We start from the raw sequence: 19,851 nt of genomic DNA, 5'->3' as shown, positions 1-19,851 counted from the left end.
CCGGTGGTTCAGGGCAGAGGGGAAGGGGTGGGTCCGACGCGGGAGCATCGGACCCACCCCTGACCGTTCGTGAGGTGATCAGTGCCGGCCGCGGAACATCCTGTCCCGCCGCGAGGCGAGGGTGACTGCGGCACCGCCGAGGACGAGCAGAGCTGCGACGGTGATGATCGCCGCCAAGCCGTCAGCACCCGTCCGCGGCAGGTCTCCGCCTCCGGAGGCCGTCGAGCTCGCGCCCGATGAACCACCCGTGCCGGCCGAGGCGTCTGCGCTGCTGGAGGACCCGCCGCCGGCGGAGCTGCTCGTCGAGGATCCTCCGGAACTGGATGTTCCGTCGGCACCTTCGGCTGCGGCCGATCCGCCGGCGTTCGCGGAGGCCGCTGAATCGGCGGTGCTGGTCGACGTTGCCTGTGCCGCATCGGCCGCTGCTCCGCCATCCGAATCGGATGACCCCTTCGGGTCCCCGTCGGAGGCCGCCGCTGCCGAGGCTTCGGAACCCGAGTCCGCGGTGGCTGTCGCCGAGGCGGCGGCTGCAGGATCGGCGTCGGCGGCTGCCGTGGCAGCGGCGTTGGCGTCGTCCTCATTGTCGGCCTCGGCCGCAGCCTGTGAGGCGGCTTCGGATGACGCATTCGGATCCGAGGTGGCGTCGGCCGAGGCCTCGGATGACGCATCCTCGGTGGCTGCCGACTCTGCGGCTGCTTCGGCGTTCTCGTTCGCTGCTGCCGAGGCCGTGGTGGTCGCGTCCTCCTCGGCGGCGGTTTCGGCTGCTGCCTGAGCGGCGGGATTGCCGTCGTCGTCGGCACTCGCCGAGGCCGACGCCGTGGCCGCGGCATTGACGTTGGCGTCCGCGTCGGGGTTAGCCGCTGCGTCCGGATCCGTTGACTGGTCAGCAGATCCTTCGGGGTCGGCTGACGCATCGGGGTCTGTTGCAGCATCCGGATCCGCCGCCGCATCGGGGTCGGTCGACTGGTCGGCGGCGCCGTCCGGGTCGGTCGACGCGTCGGCCGTGGCCGCGGCTTCGACACTGGCCTCGGAGGACGAGTCGGCCGTCGAGGCCGCTTGAGCCGCGGACGAGGCGTCGGCGTTGGCCGCTGCTGACTGATCGGCATTCGTATCGTCGGTGGTGTCAGCAGTGGCGGCGGCCTGAGCGGATTCGTTCGCCGCGGCATTCGGGTCCGCCGACGCATCAGCTGTGGTGTCCGAGGTGGCCTCTTCGGTGGCGGCGGATTCCGCGGCTGCTTCGGCATTGGCGTCGGCTGCTGCCGAGGCCGTGGTGTCAGCGTTCTCGTCGGCTGCTGCCTGTGCGGCGACCTGGGCGGCAGGGTTCCCGTCGTCGTCAGCGTTGGCTGAGGCCGAGGCGGAAGCGGCGGCGTTGACGTTGGCAGCCGCGTCCGGATCAGTGGACGAGTCGGGATCAGCAGCTGCGTCAGGGTCGGTCGATGCGTCAGGGTCCGTTGACTGGTCAGCAGATCCTTCGGGATCGGCTGACGCGTCGGGGTCAGCCGCGGCGTCGGGGTCAGTCGAGGCGTCGGCAGTGGCCGCGGTGTCAGGGTCCGCCGCAGCGTCGGGATCAGTCGATGCGTCGGCAGTGGCCGAGGTGTCGGGGTCCGCAGACGCATCCGGATCGGTAGAGGCGTCCGGGTCCGTCGACGTGTCCGGATCAGCAGCTGCGTCGGGATCCGTTCCCGCGTCGGGGTCGGTTGACTGGTCGGCAGATCCTTCAGGGTCCGCAGACGCATCGGGGTCAGTGGCCGCATCGGGGTCGGTCGACGCGTCGGCGGTGGCAGTGGCTTCGACACTGGCCTCGGAGGACGAGTCGGCCGTTGAGGCTGCTTGAGCCGCGGACGAGGCGTCGGCGTTGGCGGCTGCTGACTGATCGGCGTTCGTGTCGTCGGTGGTGTCAGCGGTGGCGGCGGCCTGGGCGGATTCGTTCGCGGCGGCGTTCGGGTCCGCCGAGGCATCGGCTGTGGTGTCCGATGTGGCCTCTTCGGTGGCGGCGGATTCCGCTGCGGCTTCGGCGTTGGCGTCGGCTGCTGCCGAGGCGGTGGTGGTTGCGTCCTCGTCGGCGGCTGCCTGTGCGGCGACCTGGGCGGCGGGGTTGCCGTCGTCGTCAGCGTTGGCTGAGGCCGAGGCGGAAGCGGCGGCGTTGACGTTGGCGGACGAGTCCGCGCCAACAGCCGCATCGGGATCAGCGGCCGCGTCGGGGTCGGCAGCCGCCTCTGGGTCCGCCGCGGCGTCGGGATCGGTCGACTGGTCGGCAGTGCCGTCTGGATCGGTGGAGGCATCCGGGTCTGTCGACGAGTCCGGATCAGCAGTCGCGTCGGGGTCCGCTGCGGCGTCAGGGTCGGCAGCCGCGTCGGGGTCGGTTGCCGCATCCGGGTCCGCCGCAGCGTCCGGGTCGGTCGATGCGTCGGCTGCAGCCGCGGTGTCGGGGTCCGCAGATGCATCCGGATCAGTCGACGCATCGGCGGTGGCCGCGGCTTCGGCGGAGGCCTCGGAGGACGAGTCGGCCGTCGACGCCGCTTGGGCCGCGGCCGCCGGATCGGCGTCGGCCGCTGTGGATGCTCCGGCGTTCGTGTCGTCGGTGCTGTCGGCCTGTGCAGCCGCCTGCGAGGCTGCCGTCGAGGACGCGCTGGTGTCCGTCGTCGAATCCGTCGATGCCTGGGACGAGGCATCCTCGGTCGCCGCGGATTCCGCGGCTGCCACGGCATCCGGATCCGCTGCTGCCGAGGCCGTCGTGGTCGCGTCGTCGTTGGCTGCCGCCTCCGATGCGGCCTCGGCGGCCGGGTTGCCGTCGTCGTCAGCGGTCGCCGAGGCTGATGCCGAGGCGGCTGCATTCGTGTTCGCGTCGGGGTCGGCCTCATCCTGCGCACTCGTCCTCACCGACGACGAGGCGAGGTTGACGTCGACGGCATCGACGCCGGGCAGAGCCTCAAGGCTCACGGCGCTGACGGTGAACATGTCCGTCGGTGCGGCGGCCGCGGCGAATGCCCGAGTCGCGTCCTCCCGCTGCGGCACGGGAGTTTCGACCTGCTCGTTGATCGTGACACCGACGACCTGGTTGAGCGCCTCGAAGACGGGGTCGAGAGTCGTGAGCAGCGGGTCGATGATCCCCTGCACCGAGCTCGACACCTCGTCGGCGGTCGCGGTGATGATGTTCCCGATGATCGGCTTGGTGATCCCGAGGACAGCATCGATGACCGGCGTCGTGATGACGTTGAGGATCGCTCCGGCGTCGATCGTCGTGCCGAGCACGGAGATCCGCAGATCGGTGGTGACAGTCGGACGGCTGGTATCCGTGCCCGCCAACTGACCGAGTGTCGCATCGACGGTCACCCCGCCGGTGATCGTCTGCCCGAGCAGAGAGATGCTGGCCGGCAGTTCGATGATGAGATGGACGTTGTCGAGAGCCTCGGTGAGGGTGTCGTTGACGCGTCCGGAGAGTGCGCCGAGCGCATCGGCCACGGCATCGGTGATCGTTGACATCGTCGCCGAGGTGAGCACCTCGGTGTTCGGTGCCAGGTCATTGAGGTCCTCGCCGTTGCCGCCTTCGACGATCTTCGCGAGATCGACCTCGATATCCCCGCTGCCGATGTCGATCGAGACGATGCCCGACCTGTCCTCGAGCTTCTCTCGGATGACGTTCTCGACGACGCTGTTGAGGGCGTCGCGGGTCTCTGCACTGACCTTCGTGTCCGCTCCGCCGACACTGACCCGGCCGAGCAGCACATTCGCATCGATTCCGATCGACGCGAGTTCGGATACGAGTCCTTCGTCGCCGACGGCGTCGTCGAGTGCCTGTCCGGTCGTGTCGACCGCGACCTCGAGGTCGTCGGAGAGCCGGCTGACGGCAGGACTCGAGATCGTGAGCTTCCCGTCGGCGACGACATAGTCCGAGGTCACCGATTCCGCGTCCGCCTCGGCCCGCGAGGCCAGCGCCCCGAGCTCGAGGCTGAGCTCGTCGACGACCTCGTCGGTGATGTCGCTGATGCCGAGCTGCTTGAGCAGCGGGGTGAGGCTGACCGTGGCGTTGCCGTAGGCCCCGGGATTGTCGGGATCGACGTTGATCGCTCCGTCCTGTCCGACCGCGCCGGCACTCGCGACGGCGCTGTCGGAGGAGGGTGCGTGACCGAAGGCGTTGAGCGCCCCGACCTCGCCGAGGTGGAGGAGACCGTTTCCGTCCTCACCGCTGATGAGGGGGAGTGAGACGTTGGGCAGCTGAATGCTCAGGGCCTGGAGAGCCGCGACGTCGAGCGGAGTGTGGTCGGCCTCGGGACTCGACGGATAGGTGCTGCGGGCGGAGGAGACGTCGAGGAGATCCGCAGTGATGAGGTCCGTGTCGATGACCTGCCCGTGTGCCTCGGCGAGTTCGTCGGGATCGATCGGCACTGCCGTGCCCGGGGAGGTGATGAGCACGGTCAGCCCGACGGCTGTCGCCGCGGCGACGACGCCGATCGCGGCACGGTATCGGGAACGCACCCGGTTGCGGAATGTCTTCATAGCCCCCACTTCGGCAGTGATCATCTCTGATGCTGAACAGGCCCTGAGTGCTCGACGGCAATCGGCTGGCAGTTCATCACCGAGATTACGGAAACACTAAACAGTCATCATCACGTCATAAATAAAGTTATGACTCCGTTATAAATACTCATCGGTAGATAGTGCAGGCGGTCTACGCCTGTGATCCGATGATTGATCGAGCGCTCGTGACAGAATGATTTACTCCGTAAAGAAGCCGACTTGCGCTGGAGGCGAGGCTGGTCGGTCCACTGTTTGCGCTGGTCAAGTGATCTATTCTGAGCAGGATCAGATGCTGGCTCGATGGCGAAGGTATACGAATTGCCGATTTCGCATATTCTCGTGAATGACCCGATGGCATCGGACTCACATAGAACTTCAGGTGTTATTCAATGAGATGCCGGGAATATGTCAGTCGTCGTGCCTTCGCGTTACCGGAAACGGTGAACTAGAGTCCGCACCAGGCCACTGGACGAGACGGCCTCTCACACGACAGGACCATCGGTCCCCACCGCGAAGGAGCGAAAGATGAGTGAGGTCAGGCGTGTCGCCGTCATCGGGGCCGGCATCATCGGAGCGGCGGTCGCCCGCGAACTCCTCCTGCGAGATGAGTCCGCCGACGTCACCCTCTATGAGAAGGAGGACGGGCCGGCAATGCACCAGACCGGACACAACTCCGGTGTCGTCCATGCCGGTCTCTACTACGAGCCGGGAAGCCTCAAGGCGCGTCTGTGCCGCCGCGGGGTCGAGCTCATCCGTGATTTCGCCGCCGAGCACGGGGTCGCCGTCGACGAGTGCGGAAAGGTCGTCGTCGCCACCGACGACATCGAGGTCGGTCGGCTGCGCGCCATCCACGAGCGGGCTCTCGCCAACGGGGTCCCCGATGTCGCGATGCTCGATCGTGATGGTCTCGCCGAGGTCGAACCGCAGGCCGTCGGGGTGGCCGCGCTCCATTCCCCACACACGGCGATCATCGACTACCCGGGCCTGACCGATGCACTCGTCGTCGACTTCCGCCGTCGCGGCGGTCGCGTGCGCTTCTCGACCCCGGTGTCCCGCGTCGAGCGCCGAGGCGGACGGGCCGGAGAGCGCGCGATCGTCCACTCGGACAAGGATGCGCTCGAATTCGACGCCGTCATCGCCTGCGCCGGACTCCAGTCCGATCGCCTCGCCGCCCGTTCGGGAGAGAGCGCGCGGCCGTCTGTGGTGCCGTTCTTCGGGCAGTACTTCATCCTCGATCCCGCGTTCGACTCGGTCGTCAACGGACTCATCTACCCCGTGCCCGACCCGAAGTACCCCTTCCTCGGCGTTCACGTCACGCGGCGCATCGACGGTGGGGTGATGATCGGCCCCAACGCGTTCCTCTCGTTCTCCCGGGAGGGATACTCAGGACTCGGGCTCAGCGTGCGCGATGCGCTCTCGATCGCCGCCGATGCCGGATTCTGGAGATTCGCCGCGGGGAATCTGCCCACCGCGGTCCGGGAGATCGGCGGGGTGCTCTCGACTGAGCGCTTCGTCGCCGAGGCGGCCCGTTACGTGCCGCAGCTGGCCGGGGCGACCGGGCATCGCGCCACCCGCGGCATCCGCGCCCAGGCGATGAACCGAGACGGCTCGCTCGTCGACGATTTCGTCATCGATCGCGCCGGACCGGTGATGTTCGTCCGCAACGCTCCCTCGCCCGGTGCCACCTCAGCGCTGGCCATCGCCGAGCACCTCGTCGACCGAGCCGTCGCCGACTCCTGAGCGATACGCATCCTCCCTGGTCAGGTACGCACTTCGTGTCCCGGCGGTGCCCTCGACTAAGCTTGATCCGGCATCGCCGCGAGATCGAGACCGCGGTGAGGGACGAATGAGGGAGTTTCATGGCTGTACTGGTCACCGGAGGAGCAGGCTACATCGGTTCGCACGTGGTGCGTCTGCTCACCGAACGCGGTGACGACGTCCTCGTCGTCGATGACTTCTCGACGGGGATCGCCGATCGCGTCGCCGGACTGCCCGTCCTCGACCTCGACCTCGCCGCTCCCGATGCCGAGGACCGCCTCGTCGCGGCCATCGAGGAGCACGGGATCGACTCGATCATCCACTTCGCGGCGAAGAAGCAGGTCGGCGAATCCGTCGAGCAGCCCGTCCACTACTACCGCCAGAACATCGGCGGCCTGACGAACATCCTCGCCGCCGTCGAGCGCACCGGCATCGCCTCCCTCGTCTTCTCCTCCTCGGCCGCCACCTACGGCATGCCCGACGTCGATCTCGTCGCTGAGGACCTCGAATGCCGACCGATCAACCCCTACGGGGAGACGAAGCTCATCGGCGAATGGATGATCGACAACGCGATCACCGCGGCGCGGATGCGCCGGGTCCCGTTCAACGCCGTCAAGCTGCGCTACTTCAACGTCGCCGGCGCCGGCTGGCCCGAACTCGCCGACACTGCGGTGATGAACCTCATCCCGATCGTCCTCGGCCGGGTCGCCGCCGGCAAGGCCCCGATCGTCTTCGGCGACGACTACGACACCCCCGACGGCACGTGCATCCGCGACTACGTCCACGTCAAGGACCTCGCCGAGGCCCACATCGCCGCTCTCGACTACATGAAGTCCGGGGACACCTCGGAGACCGTGTTCAACGTCGGAACCGGCACCGGAGCCTCGGTCAAAGAGGTCATCGACACCATCGCCGAGGTGACCGGCCGTGACATCGTCCCGGAGATGGGCGAACGGCGGGCAGGGGATCCTCCCGCCCTCGTCGCCGACGTCTCCCGGATCTCGGCCCAGCTGAGCTGGAAGGCCGAATACGGGCTCGACGAGATCGTCCGCAGCGCCGTCGCCGCCGCAGGAATGCTGCCCGCGGCCAAGTAACCCGCACCTGATCCCAGCGCCGGGCCGCCGGCGCTGGTTCTTCGTGCCGTCGTGACCTGATCAAGGAGACCCCGTCGTGGATCCCACCCCCTTCAGCCCCTACGCCCTGCTCATCGATTCGGGCCTCATCGGCGCGCTGCTCGTCGTCGGCACCATCCTGCGCGCCCGGATCCGCGTCCTGCAGACGATGATGGTCCCCGCCGGAGTCATCGCTGGCTTCCTCGGACTGCTCATGGGCCCCAACGGCCTGGGCTGGCTGCCGTTCTCCGACCAGCTGGGCACGTACTCCTCGCTGCTCATCGTCGTCGTCTTCGCGTGCCTGTCGCTGACGAGCGACTTCAACATCTTCAAGATCGGCCGTTCCGTCGCCGGATTCGCCAGCTACGGCGTCCTCATCTATGCGACCCAGACGGCGCTCGGCATGGGACTCGTCCTCGTCCTCCTCGGCCCCCTCCTCGGCGCTCCCGACTCCGTCGGGCTCCTCCTCTTCGCCGGGTGGGCCGGCGGCTTCGGCTCGGCTGCCGCGATCGGCACGGTCTTCACCGAGGCCGGTGACCCGGCGGTGCAGTCGCTGGCCTTCACCGCCGCGACCGTCGGCATGCTCACCGGCATCGTCGGCGGCATCATCCAGGCGAAGATCGGTGCGGCGAAGGGCCACGCCAAGGAGTTCGTGGGACTGAGCGAGGTCCCCGCCGAACTGCGCACCGGCGTGCTCGACCACGAGCAGGAGAAGCCGCCCATCGGCACGCACATGTTCTCCGGCAGCGCGATCGAATCCCTGACCTTCCAGGCCGGAATCGTCGCCACCGTCTCCGCGGCCGCGTACGGAGTCAACCTCATCCTCGGCGAGCTCATGCCGTCGGTGACGTTCCCGCTCTTCTCGATCGCGTTCATCGTCGGCCTCATCCTCCGCAGCATCCTCGCGGGCACGAAGACGACGAAGTTCATCGACAAGGAGACGCAGAACTCGATCTCCGGTCTCGCCACCGACGTCCTCATCGTCTGCGGCATCGCCTCGGTCGTCCCGTCCTTCGTCGCCGACCAGTGGCTGTCGCTGCTCATCCTCTTCATCGTCGGACTCGCCCTCTGCCTCTTCCTCGGCCTCTGGGTCGCCCCGCGGGTGATGAGCGACGGCTGGTTCGAACGCCAGCTCTTCACGTGGGGCTGGGCGACCGGTGCCGTGGCCACGGGCATCGCCCTGCTGCGCATCGTCGATCCGAAGCTCAACTCCCGCACGCTCGAGGACTTCTCGCTCGCGTACCTGCCGGTCATCCCCGTCGAGGTCGCCGCCGTGACCTTCGCGCCGCTGCTCGTCCTCGGCGGGGCCGCGTGGGCGGTCGTCGGGATCTGGGGTGCGATCGCCGTCGGCGCGCTCGCGGTGGCGCTCTACATCATGGCCGCCAACCGCCGGGAGCTCGTGCCCGTCGGCTAGCCGTATCCGCGCTCACCGCCGCGAGGCACTGTCGCAAGGCCACATTCCGACAGTGCCTCGCGGCGTCTGCCCGCGTTGGCATAGGCTCGGACACAGGACGATGCCGTCCCAGGGGAGGAGCACCAATGACCGAGCACATCGTCATCGGCGCCGGGCTCGCCGGGGCCGCCGCCGCGTGGGCGCTGACCGCACGCGGAGAGAACGTCACCGTCCTCGAACAGCACCGCCCGGCCAACGCGCGCGGAAGCTCGCACGGCTCAGCCCGGATCTTCCGCTATGCCTACCCCGAACGCCTCTACGCCGAGCTCGTCGTCCGCGCCCGCGACCTGTGGACAGCTGTCGAAGAGGCTGCCGACACCGAACTCATCACACCCACCGGTGCCCTCGATTTCGGGGAGGCCAGACACACGGGGCAGCTGACCGGCGTCTTCGACGCTCTCGGGATCGACCACGAAGTGCTCAGCGCCGAGGCCGCCCATGCCCGGTGGCCGCAGTTCGCCTTCGACACGGAGGTGCTCTGGCATCCCGACGCTGGGGTCATCGACGCCGAGCGGTCGGTGCGGACGCTGCTCGACCTCGCCCTCGCCACCGGCCGTGCCCGAGTCTTCGAGGACTGGACCGTGGCCGCGGTGGACCGGCGGTCGACGGGGAGCCTGCGGGTCACCTCGGCGGCCGGGGACATGGTTGACGCTGCATCCGTCATCGTCGCGGCAGGCGGCTGGCTGCCGGCGCTGCTGGGGGATCTCGGCCTGCCGACCGGATTCCTCTCCTCCCTGCCGACGTTCGAAGTTCGCCAGGAGCAGGCGTTCCACCTGCCCTACCGCGACACCATCGGCGGTGGGCGCCCGGCACGGGACTGGCCGACGTTCATCCACAAGAGTGCGGAGATCTTCACCTACGGGCTGCCCGGCGGACGCGACGCCGGATTCGCCGGGCAGAAGCTCGCACAGTTCAACGGCGGGCGCGTCATCGGCTCCGCCCTCGACCAGGACGGCCAGATCACCGAGGCGATGCGGCAGCGGATGATCGCCTACGCACGGGCGCATCTGCCGGGACTCGTGCCGGAACTCTTTGCGGAGACGACCTGTCTGTTCACGAACACGCCGAGCGAGGACTTCCTCATCGATTCCGTCGGCGGGGTCACCATCGTCTCCGCGTGCTCGGGACACGGGGCGAAGTTCGCTCCGCTGCTCGGCGAGTTCGCCGCAGCGCTGGCGACCGGCGGCGGGGTCCGCGACCGGATCGGCGGGGGCGTGCCCGAGGAGTTCCGTGCCGCCCACCACGCGCACCTGTCCCGACGGTGATCACACCTGGGCCGAGAGCCACGTGACCACATCGGCGGCGAAATCCTCCGGCGCCTCGAGGACAGCGAGATGCCCGACGCCCGGGAACCGTGTGACCTCGGGACGTCCGGGCAGTGCCGCGGCGAGTGCGTCGGCGTGGGCGACGGGGATCCACGGATCGGACTCACCCCACGCGATCCGCACGGGGCACCGCACCTTCGCGAGACGAGCGGCGATCGGGTCCGTGTGCTCCGGTCGCAGTGCCGCGATCTGCCGGTAGTACGCCGCCTGACCGGCCGGGGTCGTCCACGGCCGCGCAAGCTCGGTGATCCACTCCCGTGACAGCTCGGGGCCACCCGCCCCGGCGATGTACTCGGTGACGAGGGCCCGATGCAGCGCCGGCGGGAGCGCGGCGAAGACACCTTCGTTCTCCGCGACGAGACGGAAGAACGGAGACCCCCACGGCGGCAGGGTGACGATGTCGCTGAGATGCAGCGAGCCGAAGACGCTGCCCTCGAACAGGTGTGCGCCGAGAGCTGTGGCGCCGCCGATGTCATGGGCGATGACATGGGGCGCGGCAAGGCCCCAGTGGCGCAGCAGACGCGCGAACCGCGTGCGCTGAGCGACGAGATCGACCGGCGAGGCGGCATTCGCCTCGAGCGAACCGCCGTACCCGGGCATGTCCCACAGGTGCACGCGCCACCGGCTGCTCAGCCGGCGGGCCAGCGGCAGCCACATCCTCGACGACCAGGGCGTGCCGTGGCAGATGACGACACCGCCGAGGCTGTCGCCGCCGGTCGCATCGAGCACGTACGTCCCGATCCGTGCTGTCGACGAGGCGTCGGGACCGCAGGGAATCGGGACGGCGACGCAGTCGGGTGCCGGGACCTCTGTGGGTGGGATGCACATGCGTCGACGGTAGAACTTCAGGTCGACCTGAAGTCAAGGTGCGATGATGGGGCGATGAGGATCGGAGAGGCCGCAGCGGATCTCGGCATCGCCGCGCATGTGCTGCGGCATTGGGAGGAGTGCGGCGTCGTCGTGCCCGACCGCACTCCCGCCGGACATCGCAGCTACGACGATGAACACCTTGGTCGGTGCCGGATCGTCATCGCCTGCCAAGGGGTGGGGATGAGTCTCGCGGAGATCCGGCAGGTCCTCCACCGGAGCGCGGCGGGGAGGGCGGCGGTGATCGCTGAGCGGATCGCTGCCATCCGTCGCCAGACGGTCGCCCTCGAGGCGGCCGAGCGCTTCCTCGTCCACGTCGCCGACTGTCGTCACGACCTCATGGCCCGGTGCCCCGACTGCGCCGAGTACGCGGCGACACCGACGCGCCGGGGCACCACCTCGGCGCGGTGAGGGCTCGGTCGAAATTCATCGGGTGTCACTGGTCACAAAACGCGCCATGGCAGGCAAGATGGCCCTATGAGCATTGATCTTGACATTGCACTCGCCGCCGAGCTCGATCCCATCGTCGATGTCGCCGCTGACCTCGGGCTCGACCCCAAGGACATCATTCCGTTCGGATGGACGAAGGCGAAAGTGCCCATCGACGTCCTCGACGCAGCCGCTGAGTCGGCGACCGACGGCGCGCTCATCCTCGTCACCGCGATGAGCCCGACCCCGGCCGGGGAGGGCAAGACGACGACGAGCATCGGGCTCACCGACGGGCTCAACGAGCTCGCGAAGACGAACCCGGAGATCGGGAAGGCTGTGCTGGCGCTGCGGGAGCCGAGCATGGGCCCGGTGTTCGGCATGAAGGGCGGGGCCGCCGGCGGTGGGTACGCGCAGGTCGTGCCGATGGAGGACATCAACCTCCACTTCACCGGTGACTTCGCGGCGATCGCGGCGGCGAACAACCTCGCTGCGACGATGCTCGACAACCACATCCACCACGGCAACGACCTCGACATCGATCCGCGCCGCATCCACATCCGGCGGGTCGTCGACCTCAACGATCGGGCTCTGCGCAACGTCACGATCGGCCTCGGCGGCCTCAATGGGGGAGTGCCGCGGGAGGACCACTTCGACATCGTCGTCGCCTCAGAGGTCATGGCGGTGTTCTGCCTGGCCACCTCGGTGGCAGACCTCAAGGAACGGCTGGGGCGCATCGTCGTCGCCCACACCCGCGACCGTCAGCCGGTCACCGTCGCCGACCTCGGTGCCGCGGGGGCGATGACCGCACTGCTGCGCAATGCGCTCTCCCCGAACCTCGTCCAGAGCCTCGAGCACTCGCCCGCGTTCATCCACGGCGGACCGTTCGCGAACATCGCCCACGGGTGCAACAGCCTGCTCGCGACGAAGGCGGCGATGACGCTCGGCGACTGGGTCGTCACCGAGGCCGGGTTCGGCGCCGACCTCGGCGCCGAGAAGTTCCTCGACATCAAATGCCGGGCCGCCGGCATCTGGCCCTCCGCCGTCGTCGTCGTCGCCACCCTCCGGGCGCTGAAGTACCACGGCGGCATCGACGTGGGCGACGTCGAGACCCCGAACACCGAGGCGGTTCTGGCGGGGATGAGCAACCTCGAACTCCACTGCTCGAACCTCCGCGACATCTTCGGCCTCACCCCGGTCGTGTGCTTCAACCGGTTCCCCTCGGACACCGACGAGGAGATGGCCGCCGCGATCGACCACCTCGACTCGCTCGGCATCGCGGCAGTGGAATCGACGCACTGGGCCGACGGCGGCAAGGGTGCCGTGCCGTTGGCCGAGGCGGTCGTCGCCGCCGTCGAGAACGCCGGGGACGGAGACGCGGCGGCCCGCGCGCAGTACAGCTACGAGCTCGACCAGCCGCTCGAGGACAAGATCCGCACGATCGCCCAGCGCATCTACGGCGCCGCCGACGTCGAGATACCCGCGAAGGTCAAGCGGAAGCTGGCACAGTTCACCGACGAAGGCTACGGCGATGCCCCGATCTGCGTGGCGAAGACCCAGTACTCGCTGAGCACGGACCCGAGCCTGCGCGGTGCCCCGCAGGGCCACATCATCGAGGTCAGAGACGTGCGCCTGTCCGCCGGCGCCGGGTTCGTCGTCGTCATCGCCGGCGACATCATGACGATGCCCGGACTGCCGAAGGAGCCGTCGGCGCTGAAGATCGACGTCACCGAGGACGGGAACATCACCGGCCTGTTCTGAGGCGCGGTGTCTTCCGAGACACACGGCGCGTCCGGGAATCTGCGCCACCTTGAGGGTGGAATCCGAGCCGATTCCGCCCTCACGATGGCGCACATTCGCCGTGGAGTCGGCGCACTCGCTGGTGCCCGGTCTCATCGCCGTGTCAGGTCGGCAGTCGGCGGCCGCCGGCAGACCGGGACGGCGGCTGTCTACCTCTGGCGCTTGGGCTTTCGCGGCTTCTGGAGCCACGGGCGCAGCAGGCGCGTGCTCACCGGCAGGAAGATGTACGTCATCAGCGGGGTGAGGAGGCAGATGTTGAGCAGCACGGAGAGCACCGGAGGCCACGCCGACAGGTGGGGCAGCAGCAGATAGGTCGAGAGCAGGCTGAGGGGGAAGAACGGCAGGAAGATGCTCACCGCCTGCTTCCAGCGCGGTGGGACGACCGTTTCGGGAATGGTCAGCGCCGTCTCACCCTGGGGTTCGAACCAGCCTTCGATGCCCGTGCGGTGTTCGACCTTCGTATCCTCGATGAGTTCGGCACCGCTGTCGATCCACCACTTGCGGTCATCGGACTCGTCCCAGGCGCGCAGCGACTTCGCATCGGCGAACCGATAGAGGACGTGCCATTCGTTCGAGTCCGGCGCGGTCCGCACCCACCCGGATCCGAGATAGCCGGGACGTTCGCGGGCGAGCTCCTGACCGGCCTGCACCCATGCGTTGAAACGGCGGTGGTGTGCGGGCTGGACGGTGCGGGTGATCGCGACGGTGATGGCAGACGGCTGAGGCATGATTGCGATTATAGGGATCACCGGGGCGACCGCGATCGCACGGGGTGGCCTCAGGCGACCGTTCGGGTTGGGGCTAAAACGACAATTGAATCCTTTCGATGCATTGCGAGTTTCGATTGCGTTCAATAGTCAAAGTTGAACAATTAGACGAACCGGGGAGAGGCGAGCAGTGGCGAGAGTTATAGTTCAGAATGCTTCTTGCACCGAGCTAAGAAATTCGAGTATGGGTTCCATTGGAGATGCATTCACGTACCATACGTGAGTGATTCTGTGGATGCTGGCCAAGGGTTATGTGTAAGTATTCTCTCAGTTTATCAGATTAAGTGTCCGCTGCTTTACTTTGCGTTCTTTCCCTTCGGTCCATGACATGACCGCCTCTGCTTGGTTCGAGGCACCAAGCGTCAGTTCATATGGGATTCGAATCAGATCGTCACGATGCAGTGTGCGTGGCTCGTCCGGTTCTGCCATGAAAAATACTCCGTCTCCTGCGTCGACTTCTATAGTGAAGTCTTCGGCGTCGCTACCCCCCTGGTTGGTGATCTCGATCCATCTTCTCGTGTGGTTTCTCGGATTTCCTTTTGAGTTGTATTTGACCTCGTTCTCTCTTTGGATTTGAATTACAGGATCTGCCTCTGCTTCTTTAGGACCATTAACTGCTCCGGCCCACAGGGTTACGTCCCTCTCAATGGCATTTCGCACCGCATCTGCGAGTTCGGAGTCGTCGGCATACTCCGCGTATAATCCCTTGAAGCTATTCTTGTAATCATTGATCTTTGAGGCGTCGGATAATTGATCACGTGGCACGTCTGCTGAGGAAAAGTAAACATGTACTGGAATCTTCGCTTCGATCGCTCTTTGTATTTCTTCGACCGTTCCTGAGATGGCAGAGTCAGTTGCTGATCCAAGTTTATTTCCAAATATTGCGATGACGATGTCAGCAGAATCAAGGAGTTGGCCGTTGATGACCGATTGGGCACTGTCGGCTGCCGCGGGCACTGCATGGGCTTCATACCTGACTGGGACTAGATTCACTGCAGCAGATTGTCCTCTGGAGCCGTTCCAGCGAGTCAGCATTCTTTCGATGGCATCGCGTTGTGTTGCGGTGTCGGATGGTGAGGCGATCATTACTCGGACTGCGGTGGCAAGGTAAGTCATCGTTGCTCGTGCTCCTTAAACAAATTCAATTTCGATGAAGTGGCTGTAGTTAAATAAGATCCTAGCTTAAGCATGCGTGACCAGCGATCGAGTTGCATCGGGTTCCCTGCGGCGCAGCGCCTTCTGGTTACACGGAGGTTGTTGCGAAGTTCGAGATTCCTCGCTGCAGTGGTCTTGCTTGGTCATCAGGTCTGCGGGGCGCCCGTCACCCGGGCGAGCACCGCGTCGAGGGCGGCCGAGAGGTGCTGCCGGTTGTCCTCGTCCATCCACTCGCTGCGCACCTGCGCGTTGATTCCGCCGGGGGTCTCGTGGGCGGCGACGAGATCGGCGATGGGAGTGTCGGTGTCGGCGAGCGTCGTGCCGAGGCCGACGAACTGACCGCGGACGACCGCCTCGGCGTCGGTCCTGGCCCACCCCTGGGCGATGAGCCATTCGGTGATCGTTAAGAGGTAGGCGAAGTGCGCGGACATCGTCGCCGTCGTCGCCGACAGCGTGCTGAACATCGCTTCGGTCTCCGCGACGACCGTGCCGCCGAGGCGATCGAAGAGCGCTTCGACGGGCGCGTTCCCCGGGTGGACGGCTGTGAGTCCGCGGCGTTCGCGGACCGCCGGCAGCGGGATGACGCGCACGACGTCCGGGCGGTGGGGGAGCAGAGTCTCGAGGGCGGCGACCGAGACGCCGGCGACCGCGCTGACGAGGGTCGTCTCCTCGGGAACGTCGAGCTCGGTGAGGACCTCCTCGACCTGTTGGGGAAGGACGGCGAGGAGGACGCGGTCGCTGCGGTCGATGACCTCCTGGTTGGACGCGGCGACCTCGACGTGAGGATAGGTCTCGGCGAGGCGCGCCGAGTGCGCCGCTCCGCGCGGGGAGAGGACGATGGCGGGAGCGTCCGCCGGGGGGCTCTCCTCTGCTGCCTGTGTGCAGAGTCCGTCGACGATCGCCGCGGCGATCTCCCCGACTCCGATGATGCCGAGCCTGGTGCCCATCCTCAGTCCTCCTGCGGTCAGCGGTGACTTACTCTGCATTGTGTCATCCGGGCCCCGCCGGCGGGGCGGAGTCGCCGTAGCGCGTGACGAGTTCGGTGCCGATGCGGGCGAGCTCGACGCGCACCGCGGGTGGGTCGAGGACCTCGATCGTCGACCCCCACCCCGCGAGCTGTTCGGCCAGTGCTGCCGTGAGGTTGGCCCCCACCTCGGCGATGGCGGTGTCCTCATCCGTGGAGATCACGGTGATCTGCCGTCCGAACTGCTGCGTGAGGATCGGCAGCACCCAGCGGGGACATCGCACTCGCGCTGTCACTGCCGACCGCAGGGCTTCGACCTCGTCGACGTGAGCCGTCCAGAAGTCGGTGAGGTCGATCTGTCGGTGGAGGTCCTCGGTCGGACCGGGCCGTGACAGTGCGTCGGGCTCGATGGTGACCTCGGCGTCGGTGAGGGCATCGATCCGGTCGACGGCGAAGGTGCGCACGGTGGCCTCCCACCCTGATCCGTGTGCGGGCACCTCGGCGGTGACCTCGTGGGCGACGAGGTACCAGACTCCGGCCTTGGCGACGAGTCCGACGGGACAGATGGTGACCGTGCGTCCGCGGCCGTCCCTGGTGCGATAGCGCATGCGCCGGTGGGTGCGCGACAGCAGTGCAGAGCGGAGCTCGCCGAGGTGTCCGCTCATGTCCACGGAATCCTCACCGCCGCTCGCACGTCCCCACGGCGAGTGGTCGTAGTGGACGGTCGTGGCGAGGATCTCGGCCTCTGCCCGCTGGCTCTCGGGGAGGGCGCGGAGGAGCTTGCGGGTGGCGACGCGCGTCTGCGGGGAAGCGAGACCTGCGGTGCCGAGCATCCAGAACAGGGCATGCGCCTCAGGGGAGCGCAGGCCCGTGAGGTCGGTGCGGGCGCCACCGAGCAGCTGCCACCCGCCGCCGCGTCCGGGCTGGACGTACACCGGAACACCGGCCGCCAGGAGCGCCTCGAGGTCTCGTCGCGCGGTGGCCACGGAGATCTCGAGCTCGGCCGCCACCTCGGCGGCGGTGACCTTCCCCCGCCGCTGGAGGAGGAGAAGCAGGGCGAGAAGCCGATCTGCACGCATAGGACAAGTATGCGCATAAAAGTGATCATAGGGTGAGCACTTTGCCTGGAAGAGTTGCTCTCAGCGGCAGCCAGCGGGGGTGCCGCCGAACCGCACAAGGAGCCGACATGAGCACTCTCAGAGGACTGACGACCATGGTGCTGACCGCCGACGATGTCGAGGAGGCCGCCACCTGGTACTCCAGGGTCCTCGGCATCGCGCCGTACTTCCGGCAGCCGCCCGACGGCGACCCCGCCTACGTCGAGTTCCGCATCGGTCCCGACGAGGACGAGCTCGGGATCATGAGCAGGAGCTTTGCTCCCGACGGCACGTCGGCAGGCAGCAGCTCGGTGACGTACTGGTTCGTCGACGACGTCGCGGAGGCGCTCGCTGATCTCGTCGCTCGCGGGGCGACGGGCCATGCGCCGGTGACCCCGCGGGGTGAGGAGTTCGTCACCGCCTCGGTGACCGACCCCTTCGGCAACGTGCTCGGACTCATGCACAGTCCCCACTGGCTCGCCCGGCACTGAGGAACCCTGCTCGACTCACCTCCCGTCAGCGGGAACCAGGCGCAGCGGTCAGGAGTGAGGCTCGCGCGACGTCATCTGCTCGCCGGCGAAGGTGAGCAGCCCGGACACGCCTCCGCGAGCCAAGGCGGCCCGCTGCCGGTGCGCACCGGTGCCGGAGTGCAGCAGGCGGCGAACACCGGTGCGCACGCGTTCGTCATCGCCGTGGGCCGCCAGGGTCGGCTGTGCCCGATCGACCGCGGCCCACACGGCGGCGGACGCTGGCACGGACCTCTGCACATCGGCATCCATGAGGGTCGCTGCGGTGCCGAACCGCGCAGCCTGCCAGTGGGCAAGGTCGATGAGGGCGGTCGGGATCGGATCGGTCACCGGGTCCTCGATCTCGACTTCGACGAGGGAGCGGATGAGGAGCGCGAGGGTGAGTGCGTCGTCGGCGCTCAGCTGCACATCGCAGGCTCGGATCTCCACGGTGCCGTGCCGTGGTGACAGGCGCGCCAGCCAGCCCACCATGGACACATCGCTGATCACGTCGGTGCGCTGGAGCGCTGCGATGTGGGAGTCGTAGTCGGCGGCGTCGGCGAAGTGGGGAGGAGCGCCGTTGACCACCCAGCGGCGGTACTGGATCGATCTCCAGCTGGCGAAACCGCTGTCGGTGCCTCGCCACACCGGAGAGTTCGCGCCCAGGGCAGTGAGCACCGGCAGCCACCGACGGATCCCATTGAGCGCGCGCACGCCGGTCTCCTGGTCGGGAACACCGACATGGACGTGCATGCCGTTGATGAGCTGTTCTGCGGCGATCGCCGGGGCCAGCGCCGTCATCTCCCGATAGCGCTCACCGTCGCTGGTCGCCGCAGGGACATCCGCGAGTTGAGGTGCAGTGCCGAGCGCCGCGGTGCTCAGCCCCAGCCCGTCGGCTGTCGCCGCGAGCGACTCGCGGAAGCCGATGAGAGCGTCGAACCCCTCCGCGGCGGTCCGCAGCACGGCGGATGCGTACTCGACCTGGCAGGCGAGCCACTCGGTGGTGATCTGCCCGCCGGACGGCGGGATCGCCGACAGCGCCCTCAGCTGCTCGCTCGAAGGCGCAGCGGGCAGCAGAGTGGCGCGGTCGAAAAGGAGGTACTCCTCCTCGATTCCGAAAGCGGACAACTGGCCTCCTCGGTGCCCTCATGCGCGTGTGCTGCCCGCGTCGTCTCCCGCCAGTAGGTCATCCGGCGGTGCCGTCTGTCAAGCTCCCGCACCCGCCCGGCAGCGGCGGGTGCGGGTCACCGGACCGAGATCGATCAGAAGCTCGGGAGGACCGATCCGTCCGCCCACTTCTCCTCGATGAACTGCTTGACCTCGGGGGAGTGGAGCAGGTCGTTGAGCTTGGTGATGTTCTCGTCGTCCTTGTTCTCCGTGCGGACGGCGAGGAAGTTGCCGTAGGGGTTGTTCTCCGCCGATTCGAGGAGGATCCCGTCCTCGGCGGGGCTGAGACCGGCCTCGAGGGCGTTGTTGCCATTGATGACCGAGGCGTCGACGTCCTGGAGGGTCCGTGCCAGCTGCGCGGCATCGGCCTCGACGAACTCGATGTTCTTCGGGTTGTCACGCACATCGGAGAGCTTCGCGCTGACCGCGTCGACCCCGTCGTTCAGGGTGATGAGCTTGGCCTCTTCGAGCATCTTCAGGGCGCGACCCTGGTTCGCGGGATCGTTGTTGATGCCGATCTTCGCGCCGTCGGGCAGATCGTTGACGTCCTCGACCGTGTTCGAGAACAGGGCGAAGGGCTCGAGGTTGATCGGTTCGAAGCCGGTGATCTCATACCCCTGGCCCGCGATCTCGGAGTCGAGGTACGGCTTGTGCTGGAAGTAGTTCGCGTCGATGTCGCCGTCGGCGAGCGCCTTGTTCGGCAGCGTGTAGTCGGTGTACTCCTTGACCTCGATGTCGAGGCCCGCGTCGGCGGCGAGGTTCTCGTCGACGAACCGGAGGATGTCGCCCTGCGGCACCGGGGTCGCCCCGACGGTGAGCGTCGTGACGTCCCCGTCCTGCTGGCCGACGGTGTCGGTCCCGCCGCCCATGAGTCCGCAGCCCGAGAGCAGCAGGGTCGCGGATGCGGCGACGGCGATGAGCTTGGTCTTCATGACT

At 67.5% G+C, this 19,851-nt stretch carries 15 protein-coding genes; 7 read left to right on the top strand and 8 right to left on the bottom strand.

The features are described 5' to 3' along the window. Window positions 1-78: 78 nt before the first annotated feature. Window positions 79-4,497: a choice-of-anchor G family protein gene (locus FFS20_RS02220; protein WP_171006950.1), complete on the bottom strand. Its 4,419-nt coding sequence runs from the start codon at window positions 4,495-4,497 to the stop codon at window positions 79-81. A gap of 546 nt (window positions 4,498-5,043) precedes the next feature. Between FFS20_RS02220 and lhgO the strand changes: the two genes are divergently transcribed. From lhgO to FFS20_RS02200, 4 genes are all read left to right on the top strand, one after another. Next, the gene (lhgO, locus tag FFS20_RS02215; protein ID WP_137824312.1) at window positions 5,044-6,258 is read left to right on the top strand and encodes an L-2-hydroxyglutarate oxidase; all 1,215 of its coding nucleotides are present in this window, start codon (window positions 5,044-5,046) and stop codon (window positions 6,256-6,258) included. Between the two features lie 119 nt (window positions 6,259-6,377). Further along, on the top strand, window positions 6,378-7,370 hold the full coding sequence (gene galE / locus FFS20_RS02210; RefSeq protein WP_137824311.1) for a UDP-glucose 4-epimerase GalE: 993 nt from the start codon (window positions 6,378-6,380) through the stop codon (window positions 7,368-7,370). 76 nt (window positions 7,371-7,446) lie between these two features. Continuing rightward, window positions 7,447-8,802, top strand: a complete 1,356-nt coding sequence (locus tag FFS20_RS02205; RefSeq protein ID WP_137824310.1) for a sodium:glutamate symporter — start codon at window positions 7,447-7,449, stop codon at window positions 8,800-8,802. Window positions 8,803-8,927: 125 nt separating this feature from the next. Beyond that, complete coding sequence (locus FFS20_RS02200) at window positions 8,928-10,106, top strand: FAD-dependent oxidoreductase (RefSeq protein ID WP_137824309.1); 1,179 nt, start codon at window positions 8,928-8,930, stop codon at window positions 10,104-10,106. Here FFS20_RS02200 and FFS20_RS02195 read toward each other — a convergent pair whose 3' ends face one another. Further along, window positions 10,107-10,994, bottom strand: a complete 888-nt coding sequence (locus tag FFS20_RS02195) for an alpha/beta hydrolase (RefSeq protein WP_137824308.1) — start codon at window positions 10,992-10,994, stop codon at window positions 10,107-10,109. It abuts the gene before it with no gap. 54 nt (window positions 10,995-11,048) lie between these two features. On the opposite strand from FFS20_RS02195, the gene FFS20_RS02190 reads away from it, so the two are divergent. Both FFS20_RS02190 and FFS20_RS02185 read left to right on the top strand, forming a co-directional pair. After that, a complete protein-coding gene (locus FFS20_RS02190) occupies window positions 11,049-11,444 on the top strand; it encodes a MerR family transcriptional regulator (RefSeq protein ID WP_137824307.1) in 396 nt (131 codons plus the stop codon). A 66-nt stretch (window positions 11,445-11,510) separates the two neighbouring features. After that, on the top strand, window positions 11,511-13,220 hold the full coding sequence (locus FFS20_RS02185) for a formate--tetrahydrofolate ligase (protein WP_137824306.1): 1,710 nt from the start codon (window positions 11,511-11,513) through the stop codon (window positions 13,218-13,220). A 188-nt stretch (window positions 13,221-13,408) separates the two neighbouring features. Here the strand turns inward: FFS20_RS02185 and FFS20_RS02180 are convergent, their stop codons facing one another. The 4 genes from FFS20_RS02180 to FFS20_RS02165 all read right to left on the bottom strand — a co-directional run bounded on the left by FFS20_RS02180 (window position 13,409) and on the right by FFS20_RS02165 (window position 17,224). Beyond that, on the bottom strand, window positions 13,409-13,987 hold the full coding sequence (locus tag FFS20_RS02180; protein ID WP_137824305.1) for an antibiotic biosynthesis monooxygenase: 579 nt from the start codon (window positions 13,985-13,987) through the stop codon (window positions 13,409-13,411). A gap of 306 nt (window positions 13,988-14,293) precedes the next feature. Beyond that, a complete protein-coding gene (locus tag FFS20_RS02175) occupies window positions 14,294-15,142 on the bottom strand; it encodes a DUF4062 domain-containing protein (protein ID WP_137824304.1) in 849 nt (282 codons plus the stop codon). Window positions 15,143-15,327: 185 nt separating this feature from the next. Further along, on the bottom strand, window positions 15,328-16,128 hold the full coding sequence (locus tag FFS20_RS02170; protein ID WP_137824303.1) for an NAD(P)-binding domain-containing protein: 801 nt from the start codon (window positions 16,126-16,128) through the stop codon (window positions 15,328-15,330). 43 nt (window positions 16,129-16,171) lie between these two features. After that, window positions 16,172-17,224 (bottom strand): WYL domain-containing protein, encoded by a 1,053-nt coding sequence (locus FFS20_RS02165; RefSeq protein ID WP_137824302.1) that lies wholly within the window; start codon window positions 17,222-17,224, stop codon window positions 16,172-16,174. Window positions 17,225-17,331: 107 nt separating this feature from the next. Between FFS20_RS02165 and FFS20_RS02160 the strand changes: the two genes are divergently transcribed. Further along, window positions 17,332-17,733, top strand: coding sequence for a VOC family protein (locus FFS20_RS02160; RefSeq protein ID WP_137824301.1), 402 nt, complete (start codon window positions 17,332-17,334; stop codon window positions 17,731-17,733). Window positions 17,734-17,781: 48 nt separating this feature from the next. Here the strand turns inward: FFS20_RS02160 and FFS20_RS02155 are convergent, their stop codons facing one another. Further along, window positions 17,782-18,876: a YbdK family carboxylate-amine ligase gene (locus FFS20_RS02155; RefSeq protein WP_137824300.1), complete on the bottom strand. Its 1,095-nt coding sequence runs from the start codon at window positions 18,874-18,876 to the stop codon at window positions 17,782-17,784. A 134-nt stretch (window positions 18,877-19,010) separates the two neighbouring features. Beyond that, a complete protein-coding gene (locus FFS20_RS02150) occupies window positions 19,011-19,847 on the bottom strand; it encodes a MetQ/NlpA family ABC transporter substrate-binding protein (protein WP_137824299.1) in 837 nt (278 codons plus the stop codon). Between the last annotated feature and the right edge of the window lie 4 nt (window positions 19,848-19,851).

It is taken from the genome of Brevibacterium sp. 2SA (genome assembly GCF_005502845.1).
GTDB lineage: Bacteria > Actinomycetota > Actinomycetes > Actinomycetales > Brevibacteriaceae > Brevibacterium.
Note: the sequence above shows the minus strand (reverse complement) of the source record. Positions and strands in the feature narration are given on the sequence as shown.